At 62.0% G+C, this 18,424-nt stretch carries 18 protein-coding genes; 3 read left to right on the top strand and 15 right to left on the bottom strand.

The features are described 5' to 3' along the window. Positions 1-114 precede the first annotated feature (114 nt). The 9 genes from mcrC to ACEWQZ_RS08755 form a co-directional block, all read right to left on the bottom strand. Positions 115-1,197: a 5-methylcytosine-specific restriction endonuclease system specificity protein McrC gene (gene mcrC / locus ACEWQZ_RS08795; RefSeq protein ID WP_476482705.1), complete on the bottom strand. Its 1,083-nt coding sequence runs from the start codon at positions 1,195-1,197 to the stop codon at positions 115-117. A 10-nt stretch (positions 1,198-1,207) separates the two neighbouring features. Further along, complete coding sequence (locus ACEWQZ_RS08790; RefSeq protein WP_476482704.1) at positions 1,208-3,400, bottom strand: AAA family ATPase; 2,193 nt, start codon at positions 3,398-3,400, stop codon at positions 1,208-1,210. Next, a complete protein-coding gene (locus tag ACEWQZ_RS08785; protein ID WP_476482703.1) occupies positions 3,397-4,710 on the bottom strand; it encodes a restriction endonuclease subunit S in 1,314 nt (437 codons plus the stop codon). Before ACEWQZ_RS08785 ends, ACEWQZ_RS08790 begins: the two co-directional genes overlap by 4 nt. Beyond that, complete coding sequence (locus tag ACEWQZ_RS08780) at positions 4,703-6,286, bottom strand: class I SAM-dependent DNA methyltransferase (RefSeq protein WP_476482702.1); 1,584 nt, start codon at positions 6,284-6,286, stop codon at positions 4,703-4,705. Before ACEWQZ_RS08780 ends, ACEWQZ_RS08785 begins: the two co-directional genes overlap by 8 nt. Before the next feature lie 28 nt (positions 6,287-6,314). After that, positions 6,315-6,659 (bottom strand): antitoxin Xre-like helix-turn-helix domain-containing protein, encoded by a 345-nt coding sequence (locus ACEWQZ_RS08775; RefSeq protein WP_476482701.1) that lies wholly within the window; start codon positions 6,657-6,659, stop codon positions 6,315-6,317. A gap of 432 nt (positions 6,660-7,091) precedes the next feature. Continuing rightward, positions 7,092-7,781 carry an RES family NAD+ phosphorylase gene (locus ACEWQZ_RS08770; RefSeq protein ID WP_476482700.1) on the bottom strand — a complete coding sequence of 230 codons (690 nt, stop codon included), beginning with the start codon at positions 7,779-7,781 and terminating at the stop codon, positions 7,092-7,094. Beyond that, on the bottom strand, positions 7,774-8,199 hold the full coding sequence (locus ACEWQZ_RS08765; protein ID WP_476482699.1) for an antitoxin Xre-like helix-turn-helix domain-containing protein: 426 nt from the start codon (positions 8,197-8,199) through the stop codon (positions 7,774-7,776). Before ACEWQZ_RS08765 ends, ACEWQZ_RS08770 begins: the two co-directional genes overlap by 8 nt. A gap of 283 nt (positions 8,200-8,482) precedes the next feature. Beyond that, the gene (locus ACEWQZ_RS08760; RefSeq protein ID WP_476482698.1) at positions 8,483-8,797 is read right to left on the bottom strand and encodes a hypothetical protein; all 315 of its coding nucleotides are present in this window, start codon (positions 8,795-8,797) and stop codon (positions 8,483-8,485) included. A gap of 102 nt (positions 8,798-8,899) precedes the next feature. Beyond that, positions 8,900-9,163: a DUF2835 domain-containing protein gene (locus ACEWQZ_RS08755; protein ID WP_476482697.1), complete on the bottom strand. Its 264-nt coding sequence runs from the start codon at positions 9,161-9,163 to the stop codon at positions 8,900-8,902. Positions 9,164-9,505: 342 nt separating this feature from the next. Here ACEWQZ_RS08755 and ACEWQZ_RS08750 point away from each other — a divergent pair, with 342 nt between their 5' ends. Next, on the top strand, positions 9,506-10,828 hold the full coding sequence (locus tag ACEWQZ_RS08750) for an O-acetylhomoserine aminocarboxypropyltransferase/cysteine synthase family protein (protein ID WP_476482696.1): 1,323 nt from the start codon (positions 9,506-9,508) through the stop codon (positions 10,826-10,828). After that, positions 10,825-11,838, top strand: coding sequence for a homoserine O-acetyltransferase family protein (locus ACEWQZ_RS08745; RefSeq protein ID WP_476482695.1), 1,014 nt, complete (start codon positions 10,825-10,827; stop codon positions 11,836-11,838). Before ACEWQZ_RS08750 ends, ACEWQZ_RS08745 begins: the two co-directional genes overlap by 4 nt. Before the next feature lie 135 nt (positions 11,839-11,973). On the opposite strand, the gene ACEWQZ_RS08740 is transcribed toward ACEWQZ_RS08745, so the two are convergent. Then, entirely contained in the window at positions 11,974-12,354 is a 381-nt protein-coding gene (locus ACEWQZ_RS08740) for a TraR/DksA family transcriptional regulator (protein WP_476482694.1), read from the bottom strand. A gap of 174 nt (positions 12,355-12,528) precedes the next feature. On the opposite strand from ACEWQZ_RS08740, the gene ACEWQZ_RS08735 reads away from it, so the two are divergent. Continuing rightward, positions 12,529-12,753 (top strand): hypothetical protein, encoded by a 225-nt coding sequence (locus tag ACEWQZ_RS08735; protein ID WP_476482693.1) that lies wholly within the window; start codon positions 12,529-12,531, stop codon positions 12,751-12,753. A gap of 48 nt (positions 12,754-12,801) precedes the next feature. On the opposite strand, the gene wrbA is transcribed toward ACEWQZ_RS08735, so the two are convergent. The 5 genes from wrbA to dnaG form a co-directional block, all read right to left on the bottom strand. After that, positions 12,802-13,401 (bottom strand): NAD(P)H:quinone oxidoreductase, encoded by a 600-nt coding sequence (wrbA, locus tag ACEWQZ_RS08730; RefSeq protein ID WP_476482692.1) that lies wholly within the window; start codon positions 13,399-13,401, stop codon positions 12,802-12,804. A 51-nt stretch (positions 13,402-13,452) separates the two neighbouring features. Further along, the gene (locus ACEWQZ_RS08725) at positions 13,453-14,076 is read right to left on the bottom strand and encodes a hypothetical protein (RefSeq protein WP_476482691.1); all 624 of its coding nucleotides are present in this window, start codon (positions 14,074-14,076) and stop codon (positions 13,453-13,455) included. A 23-nt stretch (positions 14,077-14,099) separates the two neighbouring features. Beyond that, the gene (locus tag ACEWQZ_RS08720; protein ID WP_476482690.1) at positions 14,100-14,666 is read right to left on the bottom strand and encodes a bactofilin family protein; all 567 of its coding nucleotides are present in this window, start codon (positions 14,664-14,666) and stop codon (positions 14,100-14,102) included. Positions 14,667-14,792: 126 nt separating this feature from the next. Further along, on the bottom strand, positions 14,793-16,658 hold the full coding sequence (rpoD, locus tag ACEWQZ_RS08715; protein WP_476482714.1) for an RNA polymerase sigma factor RpoD: 1,866 nt from the start codon (positions 16,656-16,658) through the stop codon (positions 14,793-14,795). A gap of 24 nt (positions 16,659-16,682) precedes the next feature. Next, a complete protein-coding gene (gene dnaG, locus ACEWQZ_RS08710) occupies positions 16,683-18,419 on the bottom strand; it encodes a DNA primase (RefSeq protein ID WP_476482689.1) in 1,737 nt (578 codons plus the stop codon). Positions 18,420-18,424: the final 5 nt, after the last annotated feature.

Genomic DNA, 18,424 nt, shown 5'->3' with positions numbered 1-18,424 from the left:
GGATTCAGGAATGGAACTGTCGTATCGTTGCTCATGGCGGCATTCTCCTTGTCTGAAATCAGTGACTTCGTCATCTCTAATTTCAGCAGGGGTTGCCGCCGCTTTCAAGTCAGCTCATACACCAGATTTGATCGTAGCTCGCAGCAGGGTGCGTCGGATTTCTGCGGTTTCCGCGGCCAGGTCGACTGTCGCGAAGCGCATTCGGTGACCCTGGACAGTGACCGCCTCATCCAGGTCGAAGTCGATAGCCGGGTGCAGCAGCATGCCTTCAGCGCTGTCCGCCATGGAATCGCTATCTTCTTGGGTGCGCAGGTAGGCGTAGAGCTGGTAGAGGTAGCGGCTTTTCAGCCGCGTAACGTCATATCGGCCGCGCTGGAGGACGGACGCAAACTTGATGTCGATAATAATCCGACGCCCGCTTTCCCGTTGCTCCAGAACAATATCGGTCTCCATGCCGGGCAGAATGTCGGCCATGCCGGCGGTGGCATCCTCAGTCGGCCACTGATGCTGTTGGCTGCTGCGCACCCTCCAGCCATGCGGCTCAAGAGTGACCTTGTAGAAGCCTGCAACCGCTTTCTCGAACAGTCGACGCAACCAGTGCATGTCGTCATGGGGCTTCAAGAGCCGGTGCTCGCCGGCCTGCTCGGTCGGTATCTTCAAATCGAATGCCAGCCGCGCAGCGGAAACCATCGGCCGGTCCTCGGCATCGTGCCGGCCGAAGCGCTCCTTCAGAATCTGCGCCCGCGTCGGCACCGGGTCGGTCACGCCCAGCTGCAGCAGCTGCCCGGCCAGCATCCGGCAGTTCTTGCCGAGTTCGCGGTCGGCCACCAGGTTGGCCAGGTGCCCCAATGCGCCACGCACGTAGCAATTGCGCGAGGTATTGAGCGTCAACTCCTCGAAACGGCAGGCCACGCGCCCCCTTTCAAACAGGCGCTTTCGGGCAGTCTCGAGATGGTCGATCTGCCCTCGCACGCGCGCTAGTTCGGCTTCCCGGCCAACATAGCTGCGGCTCAGGTTCTTGCGGAGACGGCGAGCAACGTAGTGGCAAAGCACTTCGGCCACCATATCGGGCAACTCATCCGGCGTTTTCTCCGTGCCAGCCCTTTGTTCACCCAGATGGCGTAGGTCGGAGGCGTAGAACATCAGCAACCACAGGTTGCGGACCGGGATGCCGTCTCTGACCGCCGCTTCAAGCATCAAATCAGCCCTACCAGCCCGCCAGCAGCCGCGCCGTCTCTTCTTGGGCGCGCTCGGGGCGGTCGAACCAGTATTCCTCTAGCAACGGCCCGATTTCGGTCTCGACCACAGCACGGAACCAGGAGACGGGATCGCGAACGCGATCGCCGGCACCGGGCGTCACGTAGCTGTGCCCCACGCGGAAATTGGCACCAAGCGCCCCATCAGCAGCAATGGCGTCATTGAGTTTTCGCATGCGCATACCGATATCATCCACCAGTCGTCGATCAATGCCACCTTCATTCTCCAACCAATTTGCCCAAGCTTGATTGAACTGCGGCGCCAGGTCGATGAATGCGAATCTTCGCCGCAGTGCCAAATCGACAAGCGCCAAGGATCGGTCGGCGATATTCATGGTGCCGATCAGATAAAGATTCGGGGGCACGTGAACTGGCGCTTCCCCTTCGTGCATATGGCTCAAGCGAAGCGCGTCCTCGGGCTTGCGTTTGTCGCCCTCGATCAAGGTGAGCATTTCCCCGAAGATCTGGGCCGGGTTCCCGCGGTTGATTTCCTCGATAACCACCACCTGCATTGAATCGGGCTTCTCGGCGGCCCGGCGAATCGCCTGCATCAGCGGCCCATCACTAAGCGTCAGCCGACCACCGGCAGCGGGCCGCCAGCCGCGAACGAAATCCTCGTAGGACAGGGTGGGATGGAACTGAACGGCCGTCAGGCAATGCTCGTTACGCTGCCCCATCAGCGCGTAGGCCAAGCGCTTCGACAGCCAGGTCTTGCCGGTCCCGGGCGTACCCTGCAGGATGATATTCTTCTTTTGAATGATCCTCTTGATTAGACTCTCAAGCTCCTCTGTAGGCAGGAAACAACCTTCCGCCTCAATGTCGCCAATGCCATAGGGTTCTGTTTCAAGCCGCGCTGCCTCTTTGGACAGCTCCTCGGCATCATCGGCCTCGTAACCATCATGAGTTTCTTCCGCCACCCGGCCCTGTCCCCAGGCGGCATAGGAAAGCTCCGGGATGCTGTGAACCGGGGAAGAATCCTCCTCGAAACGGGCCTTGAGATCCTCGGTTAGATCGAGGTAGTCCTGGCCAGCAAAGTGATCGGTTCCGATCTTTCGCGGGAGCGTAATCCCAAAGCTCGCATTTAGGTACTGACGCGTATTCTGATCGAGGGGCACGAACTCCCAGGGGCGTATCCAGTAGAGGCCCATCGTGAGAGTCCAGGCAACCTTGCGCTGGGAGATCGTGCGATCAAACGCCTCGGCAAACCCACCGGCATCCTGCTCGCCCTCAGCGGCATCGGCATATTGCAGCGCCGTTCGGAACATATCCCACAGACCATCGATATCAGTTGGCTGGCGTCGCTTCTTGAAAGCGAAGAACCAAGCACTCTGATTGTTCATCACTGGAATGCCATCGAAGGACTCGGGCACTTCCGCCTCGACCCCGATCAGCTCGGCTAGAGCGGCCGCAACGCTGCGGCGATTCTCAACGGTCATTCCCCGATTGAAGGCACCCATGAACGTAAACGGGCAAATATCATCCAAGAACCCGCTCTCGCGACTAGAATCGGGCTCACGAAGGTAATTCAGCCAATGGAAACGTTGTGACAGCCGCTCTAGGCCCTTGATCAAGTCTCCTCGACGGTCATGAAACTCGGCAAGGCGATCGGCAAAGGCTTGGTAGAACTGCGTCCAGGCAAAGCGCGAGCTGCCACCGGAATATCCGTAACGGTGCTGCCAATAGGGGTGTCGCAGGAAGCGCTCGATGTCCTGCGGCTCATCCTCGAAAGCAAAACGGATAAGACCCTGAGCTGCCCAGTCGTCCTTTTTCATCTTCCAGACCGAAAAACGCGCGGTATAGAAAAACCACTCCTTGGGCGGATCGAAGCGCTCCTCCCAGTCTACTTTCACATGCAGGCCGTCGTCCAGATTCTCTGTAATCTCGCCGATCGCCTTGATCGCCATCACTGAAACGGGGTTCGCCTGGTTATCGAAGGGCAGGTCATGCTTGCGAACGTATGCAGACTTGATGGCGATCAGATCGCCCGGCTTCATCGAGCGGATCTTGTCTTCGTAGGCGTTCTTCCCTTCCGGGCCGGGCCAGAATCGCCAGATACCCTGCTCGATCAGCTCGTCAGTCTTGTCCTCGGTGCCACCCCAGGAGGCGCCGACGAACCAGTAGTTGCGGGATGTATCGATACTCATGAAACGCTCTCTTCGGCAATTTCCTGTGCTTCAGACACTCGGATCTCGCCGCTGATCAGTTTGGGAAGGAGGCGGTCGCGGAGCTGGGCGAGCGTTTCAGACTCATTCACCATAATGAACATTCTCTCAATCATTGGCAGGACTAGCGCATTGAACGCATGCTGGAGCTCTATAGGAGGGAGCGCAACCGGAAATTCGCTCAGAGTTTTCCAGTTGGCTCGAGGCATTCTTGTGCCGGTACTTCTCTGTGTCGCGTAATCGACTACGGATTCCTGAAAAAAACCGAGATAACAGTACGCTTTGAGTGCTTCAGTTTTTGGTCGGATTACCAATACGTCGGTAGAACAAATGCCATCTGTGTGAGCTACTGAGATCTTGTGGAAGTAGGGGCGCAGCTTCCCAAAGAGCAGGTCTCCCCTTTGAAACCGCGATTTATTGCTTGTTACTTCTTCTCCAATTCCGACCTGAGCCAGCGTCAAGCTCTTTGCTGAAAAATGCTCCAGGCCCACATAGATCGCATCCGGCTGAATCTCTTCTGCCTTTACAGAATCTCGCACGTTCTCGGCAATATCATCAAATGTCGCCACATCCCACCCCTCCGGAATCGGGCCGAGGGTGGAGTCGACGAGGCGGTCGGGGAAGAGGTCGGCGATTTCTGGGGGTGTGTGGGCGGGCTGGCGGCCGGCCATTTTGGCGCGGACGGGGCCGAAGTCCACGAACCAGCTCTTGAACAGGCGCTGGGCCAGTTCCTCCAATGTACGGGCGGTTAAGCGGTTAAGTTCGATCTTTTCGTCAAAGAGCCCCAATGCTGTCGATACACCCCGCTGAACATCCAACGGTGGGGCAGGCACTTCTAACTTGACTAAGTCACCGCCGGTAATGCCGGCAACAGCCACCTGCCTTCTGATCGACTCTAGCGCACTCTTTCCTTGGGGTGAGTTGAAGAAATAATAATAAAAAAGGCTGTCGCTTCGACTTGGGGCTAGTCTCGCACGAATAATGGATGATTCAAACACAGTGGGCTCGTCGACATCCATGACGATAGAGCATTTGCCAGCGCCTTCAGCAGTTAGAGAGCGTCGGGCAAAGAGCAAATCTCCTTGCGCAAGCTGAGACTTCTGTAACTCCTTTTCGGTTAGCTCAAGGCGCTTCATCGGAACACTGAACAAGCGGGGATGGGCGAACAACTCCCCCATATTTACGACCTTCACACCCGAACCGTGGAATTCCTTTTTCTTGTAAATACCGTTTCGAGTTCCACCTTCAAGCAAATCACTGAAGCGGACGCTTGGCCAATCAAATTCATTCATTCTGCATCTCGGTGAGCTGCTTCAGGATTGAACTCTCAAGCTTGGTGCCCTGAGCAAACAAGTCTCCAATCTCCGAAACCAGCTTGGGAAACGCCTCCTCAAACGGCTCCGCATCCGGATCTTCGTCCAGCGAAGCACCGACATACCGCCCCGGCGTCAGCGCGTAGCCGTGCTCGGCAATATCCTCGAGGGTGGTGGACTTGCAGAACCCTTCCTCGTCTTCGTAGCCACCGTCGGCCCAAGGGCTGCCGCGCCAGTTGTGATAAGTCCGGGCGATCTTCTCGAGCTCTTCCTCCGTAAAGGCGATCTGGGTGCGGGAAAGCTGCTTGCCACCCAGCTTGCGGCAGTCAATAAACAGCACCTTGCCGGTGACGTCGCCCGTAAACTCGCCGTCCTGGCCGGTGTGTGGTGCCTTGTTGCGGGCCAGGAACCACAGGCAGGCGGGGATCTGGGTGTTGGTGAACAGCTGGCCCGGCAGGGCGACCATGCACTCGACCAGGTCGTTGTCGACCAAGGCTTTCCGGATGTCGCCCTCGCCGCCGGTGGTGGACGTCATCGAGCCATTGGCCAGTACCGTACCCATGCGGCCGTTGGCGTTGAGCTTGGAGAGCATGTGCTGCAGCCAGGCGTAGTTGGCGTTATTTGCCGGCGGCAGACCGTATTGCCAGCGCGGGTCGTCGGCCAGCACGTCGGCGCCCCAGGCCTTCACATTGAATGGGGGATTGGTGAGGATGTAGTCGACCTTCAAGTGCGGGTGCTGGTCGTTGCGGAAGGTGTCGGCGGCCTTGCCGAAGCTGTAGTCGATACCGCGGATGGCCAGGTTCATGCAGGCCAGACGCCAAGTGGCCGGGTTGGACTCCTGGCCGTAGACCGAGAGATTGTCGATCTGGCCCTCGTGGGCGCCGACGAACTTCTCCGAGTAGACGAACATCCCGCCCGAGCCCATGCAGGGGTCGTAGATGCGGCCCTTCCAGGGCGCGAGGATCTCGACCATCAGGCGCACGACCGAGCGCGGAGTGTAGAACTGGCCGGCTTTCTGGCCTTCCTTGAGCGCGAACTGGCCGAGAAAATACTCGTAGACCTCGCCGAAGACGTCCTGGGCGTGGTGCTCGTCGGCGTCGAAGCTCAGTCCGGAGAAAATATCGATGAGCTTGCCGAAGACGTGCGGTTCGACCTCGAGCTTGGCGAAATCCTTGTAGAGCACGCCCTTGAGCGAGTCGTTCTCGCGCTCGATGGCGCGCATGGCCTCATCCAGCAGCTTGGCGATCTGCGGCGACTTGGCGCTATCGCGGATATGCTGCCAGCGCGCCTCCTGAGGCACCCAGAAGACATTGGCCTCGTCGTAGGCGTCGCGATCCTCAACGATGTACTCGGCCTGATCCTCGCCGACGAAATACTCGCTCTCCGGGTCCCGGGCCCAGCGGTCGAGGTTGCTGCGCCGCAGCTCGAAGCGGTCGGAGACGTACTTGAGGAAGATCAGCCCCAGCACCGGGTGCTTGTAGGTGGCGGCATCCAGATGGATGCGCAGGTTGTCGGCCGCTTCCCACAGCAGCTTTCTGATGTCGTCTTGGGTCATCGGTTGCCCCTATTGTGCCCGCGTCAGCTTAACTCAGGTGCCGGCCCAAATTCTCCCCCCAACACACCAGCCCGGGCCCACAGAACGCCTCGTGACGGCGTTCACGGTCGAGATCCGATTCGTCGGCGGTAAAACCGCCACCGCGTTTTCGCCGCTGAAAGGTGCTGGGGGACATATGGAGCGCTTTTTGCAGCAGGGCCTCCGGAATCCCGTACTCCGCGACCAGCCCGATCACCTTGCCGGAGGGAAAGCCGCGGCTGATCATCTGGAGCATGTCGGTGATCGAGTGGCTGCCGCCAAGGGCTTGAAACGCGTAGAACCGAAAATCCCGGCCAGACATGGCGAACTGTTCGTATTCGGTTGGACCAGCCATGACGCAGCCCTCCACGATATCGTCATTAGACGTGCTACACAGATCGAATGATAGTCAAACAAGCCTCGTCGGCACAAACGAGCGCCTGCCCTTTCCATTAATTGGGCACCGCACCCGTTGCAACGGGCACGTGCGGCCCGCGATGGATTGGAGCGCCTGGGGGCGAGCTCCCTGCAAGGGTGGCGAAAGGCGAGCATGGGCTCCGGGTGGCGCCTAGCACTCCTGATCGAGGAGTCTGGGGGGTGGAAATTGGGGAGGGGACGCCCGCAACGCGCACTCCATAGCGCTAAAGGTTGACTTTCGGACAGCTTATGGGATAAAAGGCGGACATGTTATGGTTTAGGCCCTAGAGGGGGCCGTAGAAGCCATAAAGCGGCCACTCCACCGCGGCTTGCGGTCGTTGCCCCCGGCAACTGTCTTATTGTCAGCAACTCATCGGTCCATTCTTTCCCAACCCAGAACATGCTCGCCATCCCATTCCATGGTTAGGTGACACCCCTGGATGACAGGTGACGAGGCCGGTGGCCGGAAGAGGGCAACGCATTCAGCGCCCTCTGAGCGAACACTGGCGAAATGAATCCCCCAGCGCCCGTTCCGACGGCATGCGGCTCCGAAACTCCTGGATGCCTGCCAGCTGCCTGTATCGTGCAACACGCGCGGGGCAGCTTCCTCACGGATATCCACCAGCGGTTTGGCAACGGATCCGATGTAGCAGCGGTAGGTATCCGTGCGCGGCCGAATCCGATTATCCATAAACCACCGACGGCGGTGGTAGGCGACTTCAGTCGCCGCGGCATCAACCGAATCAGCCGCGTAGTAGACGCCATATTCTCCGCTCGAGAACCGACTGCCCTGGGGTGAAGGATGGCAAAACGCGGCCATGACCGGGCTGGCACCCGGGCCAAAAATCCAGTCGTGTTCCGGGACCCGACTGATGTCGCCCACACTCTCAATGAGACGCGCGTTCGTTGCGCTTTCCACGGCAGCGACGGCGTTCAATTCCTCGCGGCTGGCCAGGCGATCCCAAAGCTGAACAGGTGGAAAGCGCGACGGGACGACACGATACCAGTTCCGGGTTTCGGGCAGGGCTTGTCGAAAGTGATCGGGCAGACGTTCAGGCAAAATCTCCGCCCCGCCAGCCATCGAGATACTGGCGCACCTGAAACAGATCCGCCGCGCGACCGGTGGTCAGGCGTCCTTTCGGAGGATGGCCGGCGAAAAGCGGGGCATCTGACGGCGAGTTGACCCACCGCCGGATGTCATGCTCCTCCTGTTCAGGCTCACCGGCGAGGAGAATCTCCAGCGCCTTCTCGATACCGAGGACATAGGAGGTTCGTTCGATCAGGCCGGGCGAAATCGCCCGTGTCGGAAGCCCCTGGCGCTTATAGCGATACAGAGTGCGAGACTCCAGGCCCAATGTCGCGGCCATTTCGTCGTGGGTAAACCCCCACGCAGCCAGAGTGCGAATGGCCACGCGGAAAGCAGCGGGCATGGATTCGCGCAGGGTGTCGGCAGGAATGGCTGTGTTCAACATGGTCATGGCCTCCATGGCGTCTCGAGCATAAGCCCGTTACTGAAAGCCTAGCACAATACTGACAACTGTCACATCCACAAGGGTGACTTGTTTCATGTACTGATCTCGACCCATGGGGTCATACGCTTGCTGGAAGGGGCCTGGTGGTCAACACCATAGCCAGGGTGGCCATCAGGGCCAGCGTCAGCCCTTGGCTCGAACATTGAGGCGGTTCAGCAGGAACAGCCCGGCGCCCTTGGACGGCTATCGTGAAAAACTCGATATTCGATATCTGGCCCGTGCGAACCCATCAAGACTCCGGGGTAAAAAGGCGGCACAGGCTGACGGAACACTTGATTCCCAGCAGAAGTAAACCTCCGCACAAGAATCCCGGGACCTGATCGGCATGGTCGTAGTTCTCGACCAGTGCCTGAACCAGATCGTCCAGGTCCCACAGCATCAGCGGGATATCGGGGCGCTCGGGCTCGTGGCGAGGGTCCTTGGCAAACCCGTCGGCGGACGCGAAAAACCCTTGTCGCTGGTGTGGCGGCCGCCCACCAGGTTGCGGACTTTCCTGCTGCCGATGGCGTCCGCCGGAAGCCGATCGCACCATCCAGACTGTCATGAGACCCCCAATAACCTGACGTTCAGCAAAAAGCTTCCCGCAGAAACCGGAACAGGCCCAAGCTGCCGCCGCCGGCGGGTCTGCCAGCGGCCGGGTCGATGATCATTGACTTGCTCCCGGAACATTCCCGCCGGATGCACCCTGCCCGGCCAACCGGTACAACCCGATCAACCGATGCTCGTCATCGGTTTCCAGGCAGAAGGTTCCGCGGATCCCGGCGTCGGTCACGTGCGCGCGCAGGGCAGCGGCGGGAAAGCGGACGCGGCGTCCGTGGCGATCCGTGGCGGTCACCGAAACCGCCTGCCCGCGGTAATGGCGCAGAAGCGTTTCAGTACTGATCGACAGATCGAGAATGTAACGCGGCATGCGTATTCAACGGTGCTTCTTACCCAAGGCTTTCATTATGCCGTGTGCGGGCGGGCTTGACAGCCGTCGGTGTTTCGAGCATAAGATAAACGCATGAACGAGCCCTTCTTACGGAATTACAGCTGCCCGATGTGCATGTGTCTGCAAGCCTTTGCTGCGGATGCGTGTACGGCTGTGTTCTGAAAGCTCGAGAACAAGCGCTTCACGAAAACCCGCAGCGGCCTGGCCGGTGCGGGTTTTTTCTTGTCCATTGCCTTCATCTGTCTTTCCGCTGCGGACATCCGGCCGGCCCGAACGCTTCGGGGCCGGCTGAAACGACGACACGCAACGAGGAGACAGACCATGAGCAACGAAAAACCAAGACGATTCGAGACCCTGCAGGTGCACGCCGGCCAGGAGCCCGCGCCCGGCACCAACGCGCGGGCGGTGCCGATCTACCAGACCACCTCCTATACCTTCAACAACACCGAACACGGCGCGCGGCTGTTTGCGCTCGAGGAGTTCGGCAACATCTACGCGCGCATCACCAACCCGACCACGGAGGTATTCGAAAAGCGCGTCGCCGCGCTCGAAGGCGGCGTGGCCGCTCTGGCCACGGCGTCGGGTCAGGCGGCGCAGTTGATCGCGATTGCCACGCTGGCTCAGGCCGGCGACAACATCGTGGCGGCAGCATCGCTCTACGGCGGCACCTGGAACCAGTTCAAGGTCGCCCTGCCGCGGCTGGGCATCGACGTGCGCCTGGTTGCCGACGAAGATCTGGCCGCTTTCGAGGCGCAGATCGATGAGAGCACGCGCGCGATCTTTGTCGAAACGATAGGCAACCCCGGATTCCGGATTCCGGATTTCGAGGGCCTGTCGGCGCTCGCCAAAAAGCACGGCCTGCCGCTGATTGTGGACAACACCTTTGGCGCCGGCGGCTATCTGGCCCGGCCGATCGACCACGGCGCCGATATCGTGGTGGCCTCGGCCACCAAGTGGATCGGCGGGCACGGTACCTCGATGGGCGGCGTGATTGTCGATGCCGGCAGCTTCGACTGGGGCAACGGTCGCTTCCCGCTGTTTACCGAGCCGGCGCCCGGCTACCACGGTCTGAATTTCTGGCAAGCCTTCGGGCCCGACAGCCCTTTCGGCAATATCGCGTTTGCCGTCCGTGCCCGCGTCGAGGGCCTGCGCGACCTCGGGCCTTCGCAGAGTCCGTTCAACAGCTTTTTGCTGCTGCAAGGCCTCGAGACCCTGTCGCTGCGGGTGCAGCGCCACGTCGACAACACCCAGACGCTGGCCGAGTGGCTGCAGCAGCACCCGGCGGTGGAATGGGTCAACTACCCCGGCCTGCCCGAACACCCCTCGCACGAGCGCGCCAGGCGCTACCTCAGGCACGGCTTCGGCGCGGTGCTGACTTTCGGCATTCGCGGCGGCGAGGCGGCCGGACGCCGCTTTATCGACAGCGTCGAGCTGGCCAGCCACCTGGCCAACGTCGGTGATGCCAAGACCCTGGTGATTCACCCGGCCAGCACCACCCACCAGCAGCTTGGCGAGGACGAGCGCCGGGCCGCCGGCGTGTCCAGCGAGCTGATCCGGGTGTCGGTTGGCATCGAGCATATCGACGACATCATCGACGACTTCGCCACGGCGTTCGAGCGCGCCGGGCTGGCAGTTGCGGCATGAACAGCAGCAATCGCGTCATCACCATCGAGAACCCGCCGCCGCTGGAGGGCGGCGGCCGCCTGTCGCGCCTGGATATTGCCTTTCGGACCTGGGGCCGGCTGAATGCCGGCGCCTCGAACGCCGTGCTGGTCTGCCCGGCGCTGACCGGTGATCGCCACGTCGACCGCTGGTGGCCCGGCCTGTTCGGCCCCGGGCGCAGCCTGGATCCGGACGCCGACTTCATCATTGCCGCCGACGTGTTCGGCGGCAGCGGCGACACCACCGGGCCGGCCAGCGGCGACAACATCCGCCTGCAGGCCAGCGGCTTTCCGGCCGTTTCGGTGCGCGACATGGTGAAGGTGCAGCGGCTGCTGCTCGATGCCCTGGGGATTGCGCGCCTGAAGATGGTGATCGGCGGATCGCTCGGCGGCATGCAAGTGCTTGAATGGGCGGTTGGCCATCCCGAGCGGGTGGCCGCGGCCATTGCGATCGCCGCGCCGGCGCGCCAGAGCGCCTGGGCGGCGGCGCTCAACCACGCCCAGCGCCGGGCGCTGGAGATCCACGGCGACCTGCAGCTGGCGCGCATGATCGCCATGCTCAGCTATCGGCACTGGGACAATCTGGATGCGCGCTTCGGCCCCGAGGCCGGCAACCAGCGTACCGCGCAGGGCTGGCTCGACTACCACGGCCGCGCGCTCGATGAGCGCTTTGATGCAGTCAGTTATCGGCGCTTGATGGACGCCATGGACGGCCACGATATCGGCCGCGGCCGATGGGGCTGGCGCAAGGCGCTGAGGTCGGTCCGCGCGCGCACGCTGATCGTGGGCATTACCTCCGACCTGCTCTACCCACCGCGCGATCAACAGGCCCTGGCTGACGCCCTGCCAGGCGCCGAGCTCGCCTGGCTGAAAGCACCGCAGGGCCACGACGCCTTCCTGATCGAACAGGAACAGCAGCAGCTAGATCGCATCATCTCGGGGTTTCGCCACGGCGCCGCTGACCAGCGCGCACCTGTGGCAGCGCGCGCGTGACCGGGGCCAGGATTTCACCACGCAGGTCGCGAAACACACGAAGAGGTGAAAAAGCTCAAGAAGGCCGGTCTTGCCGGCTCTTCTTGCGCTTCGTGGTTTGAGGAAGTGCTTCCCGACCCGGCTGAATCGGCAACACTATGCCTGCTTTCTTTTCTCGTGCTCGCGCTGACAGTCGATACAGCGCTTGGCCGTGGGGTGAGCCAGCAGGCGGACGTAGCGGATGCCCTGATCGCAGTCGATGCAGATGCCGTAGACGCCGTCGGCCAGGCGCTTGCGCGCGGCGATGATGTCGCGCACGTCTTCGATATCCTGCTGCACGACGGCGTAATCGGAGGCCCGCACGATCTGGGCCAGCACGCTGTCGACGCTGTCTGCCGATCGGCTGGCGAGCGCCTGCTGGCGGCGCTCGTCTTTGGTGCGCGCGGCAATCGCGTTGATTTCTTCGAGCTCGCGCTCGTAGCGCTCGTCCATCAGCTCGGTCAGGCGCTCGGTCTGTTCCTGAGTCAGAAGGCTCATGTCCTCTCCTTGGGTTGCTTGAATCCACGTTGATTACCGCGGCCGGGCAATCACCCCGTCGCATCCATGCTACTGCCTGGACGACGCCGGGTGTTGATGCCGGTCAAACGCGCCACATCCTTGCTGCGCCTGGCGTGCTAACGTTTACCTGATTGGAAAGCTTCAGGTAATGCAATGCACAGCTTCGAAGACGAGCATGGCCAGACGTGGCAGGCCGCGGTGCTCGATGCCTCCTATGGCCGCGTCATGCTGATTTTCAGCCGGCTTGGATCGACGGATGTGCTGAAAGGGGATCTGTATGCCGCCGACCTGGCGGAGGCCCGGGAAATGCTGGCGGCCATGGACGAAGCCGAGCTTCGCACCCATCTGGCACAAGCCGTTCCCGTCGACGGCGGCTGAGCGGGAGCGCGCCTGCCGAAAGCGCCGGCAGGCGCGGCGCGGCCTGGCTCAGCCGGCAATTCTGGCGGCGAATTCGACCAGTCGCTTGCTCTGAAAGGCAATGGATGCCTTCAATTCATTATCGAGGCCTTCACTGCTTGCGGTGACGCTGGCCCCGTAAGGATTGCCGCCGGAGGCATAGATGACCTCATCGGCATAGCCTGGCGGCACGATGATGGCGCCCCAGTGCATGAAGGTGGTGTACATTCCCATCAGTGTGGTTTCCTGGCCGCCGTGCATGTTCTGCGCGCTGCTCATGGCGCTGACCGCCTTGTTGGCCAGCGCGCCCTTCTGCCAGAGCGGGCCGAGCGTGTCGATAAAGGCGCGCATCTGGCTGGCCATCGTTCCGAAACGGGTCGGCGCGCTGAACAGATAGGCGTTGGCCCACTCCATGTCGTCCAGGCTTGCCTCGGGAATTTCGGCGGTCTTGTCAGCTTGCGCCTGCCAGGCAGGCTGTCCGGCGACAACCTCGGCCGGTGCGGTTTCCCTAGCCTTGCGCAAGCGTACCTGCGCATTGGCCTGCTCAGCAGCTTCGGCGGCAACCTCTGCCATGGCGTGGTTGGTGCCATAGGTGCTGTAATAAATTATTGCCAGTCGCACATCGCTCATCTACAAAACCTCCAGATCAAGACTGATGACAGGGAGCCAGTATACAAGCACTCAACGCCGGTAAAGATATTCCTGCATGCCGTTGCCCAGCAGCATGGTCTTTTCCGAGGTAAAACCGGGCAGCCGTTTTTCGAGCTCGTTGGGGCTGTAGCGCGGCGCGGGGACCGTGGCGTCATCCGCTGCGGCCGAATCGGCGAGCAATTCGAGCCCGGCCGGAGCGAAGGAAGCCGGCACGGCCGGCATGTGCCTGGCCTGGTACTCGATCAGGGCGTGCAGCCGCGCCTGCCCGGAGGCGCGCTCGGCCAGACGCCGGCCCAGCGCCTCGATGACGCCGGGTGACAGGTAGTTGAGCAGATTCCAGCACAGCACCAGATCGACCGCCTCGCCGCGCGCCGGCGGCAGCAGGCCATCAAGCCAGCGCTCGACGGCGTCCGGGCCCTGCGCGTCGTCGTCGGGGTCCGGCAGTGCCGGCAGCCGGGCCGGCAGGTCAGCCACGTCCAGGCGACAGCGATAGTTGCTGAACAGCTCCACGGTGCCGGCCCGCGCCCGGCCCAGGTCGAGCACCACGTGCCGGCGATCGTCCTCGAAGGCCTCCACGGCCATGGAAAAAAGCGGCGCGCGTATCGGCTGCGGGCCGCTCTCTTCAAGCGGCCCGGCGGCGTTGCTGCTGTGCATTCAGGTAAATTCCCGGTCGGGCCTCAGCGACTGGCTGCCTGCTTGTCCGCTGCCTTGCCGGAGTCGGCGGTATCGGCACTCGTGCCCGAATGCGCCCCCCCGGCGCTGGCGCCTGCCCCCGAACCGGCGCCGGACTTCTGGCCTGAAAAGGCCTTGCCCAGGGTGTCGCCCTGGCTGTCCATGTCGATCGAGCCGTTGAACTGAGCGCCGTCTTCCAGGCTCACCCTGGGGGCGGCGATGCTGCCCTTGACGCGGGCCGACTTGCGGATCACGACCTGCTCGGAGGCAACGAGATTGCCGTCCATGCTGCCGTCGACAAAGATCGAGTGAGCGTAGATATCAGCGGCAACATCCCCCTGGCTGCCGATGGTCACGCTGTTGCTCTTGAGCTCGACGGTCCCCTTGACCTGGCCTTCGATGACCAGATCCTCTTCCCCTTTGAGTTTGCCGTCGACATGGATCGACGGGCCGATCATGGCCGTGCCGCTGGCGCTGGCAGCGCGTGGCGCCGGGCGCGGTGCATCAGCGGCTTCGGCGCTGCTGCGTTCAGGCCTGGGTTCGGACTTCTTCTGATCACGCTTGCTGAACATCGTTCTTTCCTGCTTGGGGAATGGGGCTGTTCAACGTACCCCCGGGCAGCGAGCCGGTCAAGTGCAGGAAAACGCCCGCAAAATGCGGGCGGGAAAGCGCAGGCGCCGGCGTGACGCGACGCCGCGTCATTCGAGATCGAGGAAGCTCCTGAGCTGTTCCGAGCGCGTCGGGTGGCGCAGCTTTCGCAGCGCCTTGGCCTCTATCTGCCGGATGCGCTCGCGGGTGACATCAAACTGCTTGCCCACCTCTTCAAGGGTGTGGTCGGTGTTCATGTCGATACCGAAGCGCATGCGCAACACCTTGGCCTCGCGCGGGGTCAGACCCGAAAGCACCTTCTGAACCGTATCGGTCAGGCCGGTGGTGGTTGCGGTATCGACTGGCGAGAGAATATTGGCGTCTTCGATGAAATCACCCAGATGCGAATCCTCGTCGTCACCGATGGGCGTCTCCATGGAGATCGGCTCCTTGGCGATCTTGAGCACCTTGCGCACCCGGTCTTCGGGCATTTCCATGCGCTCGGACAGCTCTTCTGGCGTGGGCTCGCGGCCCATTTCCTGCAGCATCTGGCGCGAGACGCGGTTGAGCTTGTTTATGGTCTCGATCATGTGCACCGGAATGCGGATGGTACGCGCCTGGTCGGCAATCGAACGAGTGATGGCCTGACGAATCCACCAGGTGGCATAGGTCGAGAACTTGAAGCCGCGGCGGTATTCGAACTTGTCGACAGCCTTCATCAGACCGATATTGCCTTCCTGAATCAGGTCCAGGAACTGCAGGCCGCGGTTGGTGTATTTCTTGGCGATCGAGATCACGAGCCGCAGGTTGGCCTCGACCATTTCCTTCTTGGCGCGCCGGGCCTTGGCCTCGCCGATGGACATGGCGCGGTTGACCTCGAGCAGCGCCCCGGCGGGAATGCGCTGGTCGTGCTCGAAGCGGGCCAGGCGCTCCTGCAGGCCGGCAATTTCTTCGGCGTGCTCCTTGATGGCCTGGGCCCACTTGCTGCGGCGTCGGAGAAGGCCTTCGAGCCACTCCGGATCGCCTGCATTTTCGCGGAAGCTGGTGATGAACTCCTTGCGCGGCATGCCGCAGCGCTCGACACAGATGCGCATGATCGAGCGCTCCAGATCGCGCGTGCGCGCCACCTGAAAACGCATGCGGTCGATCAGGTAATCGAACAGGCGCGGCGGCAGCTTCAGGCGCATGAACTGCTCGCCGATGAGGTTGCGCAGCTCCGAGGCCTTGGGGCTGTTGGCGCCATAACGGTCATAGAGCGTGACGAAGCGCTCGTGCAGCTTGCGCATCTCGTCGAAGAACTGGCTGACCTGCTCGGGCGAGGGCATGGTATTGACCGTCGGCGCCGGCTTGTCTTCGTCGATCTCTTCGTCTTCGTCGATGAACTCGGCCTCTTCCTCGACCGCCGCTTCCATCGCATCGTCGGAAATGAGCTCCATTTCCGCCAGCAAAGTGGGGTTGATGAAGCCGCTGACCAGCTCGTTGAGGCGCAGATTGCCTTCCTTCCAGGAATCAACGTGTTCGAGCAGGGTCTCGATGGTGCCCGGGAATCGCGCCAGCGCCTGGTTGACCTGGTTGAGGCCGTCCTCGATGCGCTTGGCAATGTCGATTTCGTCTTCGCGGGTCAACAGGGAAACCGAGCCCATTTCGCGCATGTACATGCGCACCGGGTCGGTGGTTCTTCCCAGCTCGGTTTCCACTGCCACCAGCGCGGCCTCGGCATCTGCCTGGGCGGCCTCATCGTCGCTGTCCGTGCTGGCCGAGTCGTTGAGGATCAGCGCATCGGCATCTTCGGGTTCTTCCTCGAAGACCTTGATGCCCATGTCGTTGATCATGTTGACGATATCCTCGATCTGTTCGGGATCGACGATATCGCCGGGCAGATGGTCGTTGACCTGGGTGTAGGTCAGCCAGTTGCCCTGATCACGGCCTTGCTGGATCAGCTGCTTGAGCTGGGACGGTCGCGGTGCGTTTTCCATTGGTACGGTTTCGGCTTTCATGATTCATCTGTCTTGGGTGCGCTCAATCAGCAGCCGGCGCAGCTCGCTGGTCTGGTCTTCATCGAGCCCCCCTTCATTCAGTTGGGCCTGCTGAAGCTCTCGTATTCGTGTCTGTATCATTTGACGACGTATTCTGGCTAGAGTTTGCGCCAGCGCCATCGACATTTCATCCGGATCGGCGATCACGCCACGCACATCCCGGGCCGCCAGACGGGCCATCCAGGGTGCTTCTCGACGATCTCGCCAGGCCTCCAGAAGCATAGCCGTAGAAAACTGGGGCTTGTGACGGCAAAAGTCAATCAATTCGCGCAGAAATTCCACTCCGCGCGGCGTCGCCGGCCCGGCCAACGCCTCTTTTTCAACCTCGGCGGCCAGGCTCGGACGGTGCACAATCAGGGCCACGGCGTACTGCACCGGCGTCAGCGGTCGATCATTCGAGCCGCTGCCCGCGCCCGGGGCCTGCGGCGGTACCGGCGGCTCAGGCTGAATGCGCCCGCCGTGGCCTGCCCGGCGAACCAGCTCGTCGCGCATCATATCGGCAAAAGCGCCCGACGGCAGCTTGGCCAGATAAGGCTCGGCCAGCGCCACCAGGCGCGCGCGACCGTCAATGCTTGTCATGTCCAGCGGCTCGGCCAGGTGGTCGAAAAAGAACGTCGACAGCGGCCGCGCCTCATCAAGTAACCGCGCCATGGTATCCGTTCCGCGGCTGCGCAGCAGCGAATCCGGGTCTTCGCCCTCGGGCAGGAACAGAAATCGCACCTCACGGTTGGATTTGAGTTCGGGCAGCGCTGCTTCCAGGCCGCGCCAGGCTGCCTGGCGCCCGGCCCGGTCGCCGTCAAAACAGAACACTACCACCGGGGAGGCGCGAAACAGCAGGCTCATGTGCTCGGATGTCACCGAGGTACCCAGGGTGGCAACGGCGTTGTCGAAGCCGAACTGGAACAGCGCGGCGGCATCCATGTAGCCCTCGACCACCAGAATACGCGACGGCAGACCGCCGCGGCGCACCTGGAACAGCCGGTAGAGTTCACGGCCCTTGTGAAAGACCGGGGTCTCGGGCGAGTTCATGTACTTTGGCCCGCGCTCACCCAGGCTGCGACCACCAAAGGCAATCACGCGGCCGCGGCGGTCGTGGATCGGGAACATCACGCGGTCGCGAAACTTGTCGGTCACGCGGCCGTCACGGCGGGTCACCAGACCGGCCTCCTCGAGCTCCTGCGGCCCGAACCCCTCGCTGATGAGAAAGTCGGCCAGAGCCTGCCAGGCATCCGGCGCGTAGCCGATGCCGAATTCATCCACGCTGGCCTTGTCGAAACCGCGTGATTTCAGATAGTGGCGCGCCGGCTCGCTGTGCCCGAGCTGGCGGCGAAACCAGGCCTGCGCCTGATTCAGCGCCTGATACAGACGATCGTTTTTCTTGACCGGAACATGACCGCCCTCACGGGGCACTTCGAGGCCGGCAATGTGCGCCAGCTCCTCGATCGCGGCCGGAAACTCCAGGCCGTCGTGCTGCATCATGAAACCGATGGCCGAACCGTGCGCGCCGCAGCCGAAACAGTGGTAGAACTGCTTGTCGGCGCTGACCGTAAAAGACGGCGTCTTCTCGTCGTGAAAGGGGCAAAGGGCCTTGTGCTCGCCGCGCCCGGCGGGCTTGAGATCAACGCGGGCGCCGACAATCTCGACGATATCGGTCCGCTCCAGCAGGGATTCGATGAATTCTTCGGGGATCCGGCCGGCCACGGCAG

It is taken from the genome of Wenzhouxiangella sp. YN1 (assembly GCF_056324145.1).
This window is presented reverse-complemented; position numbering and strand designations above follow the sequence as displayed.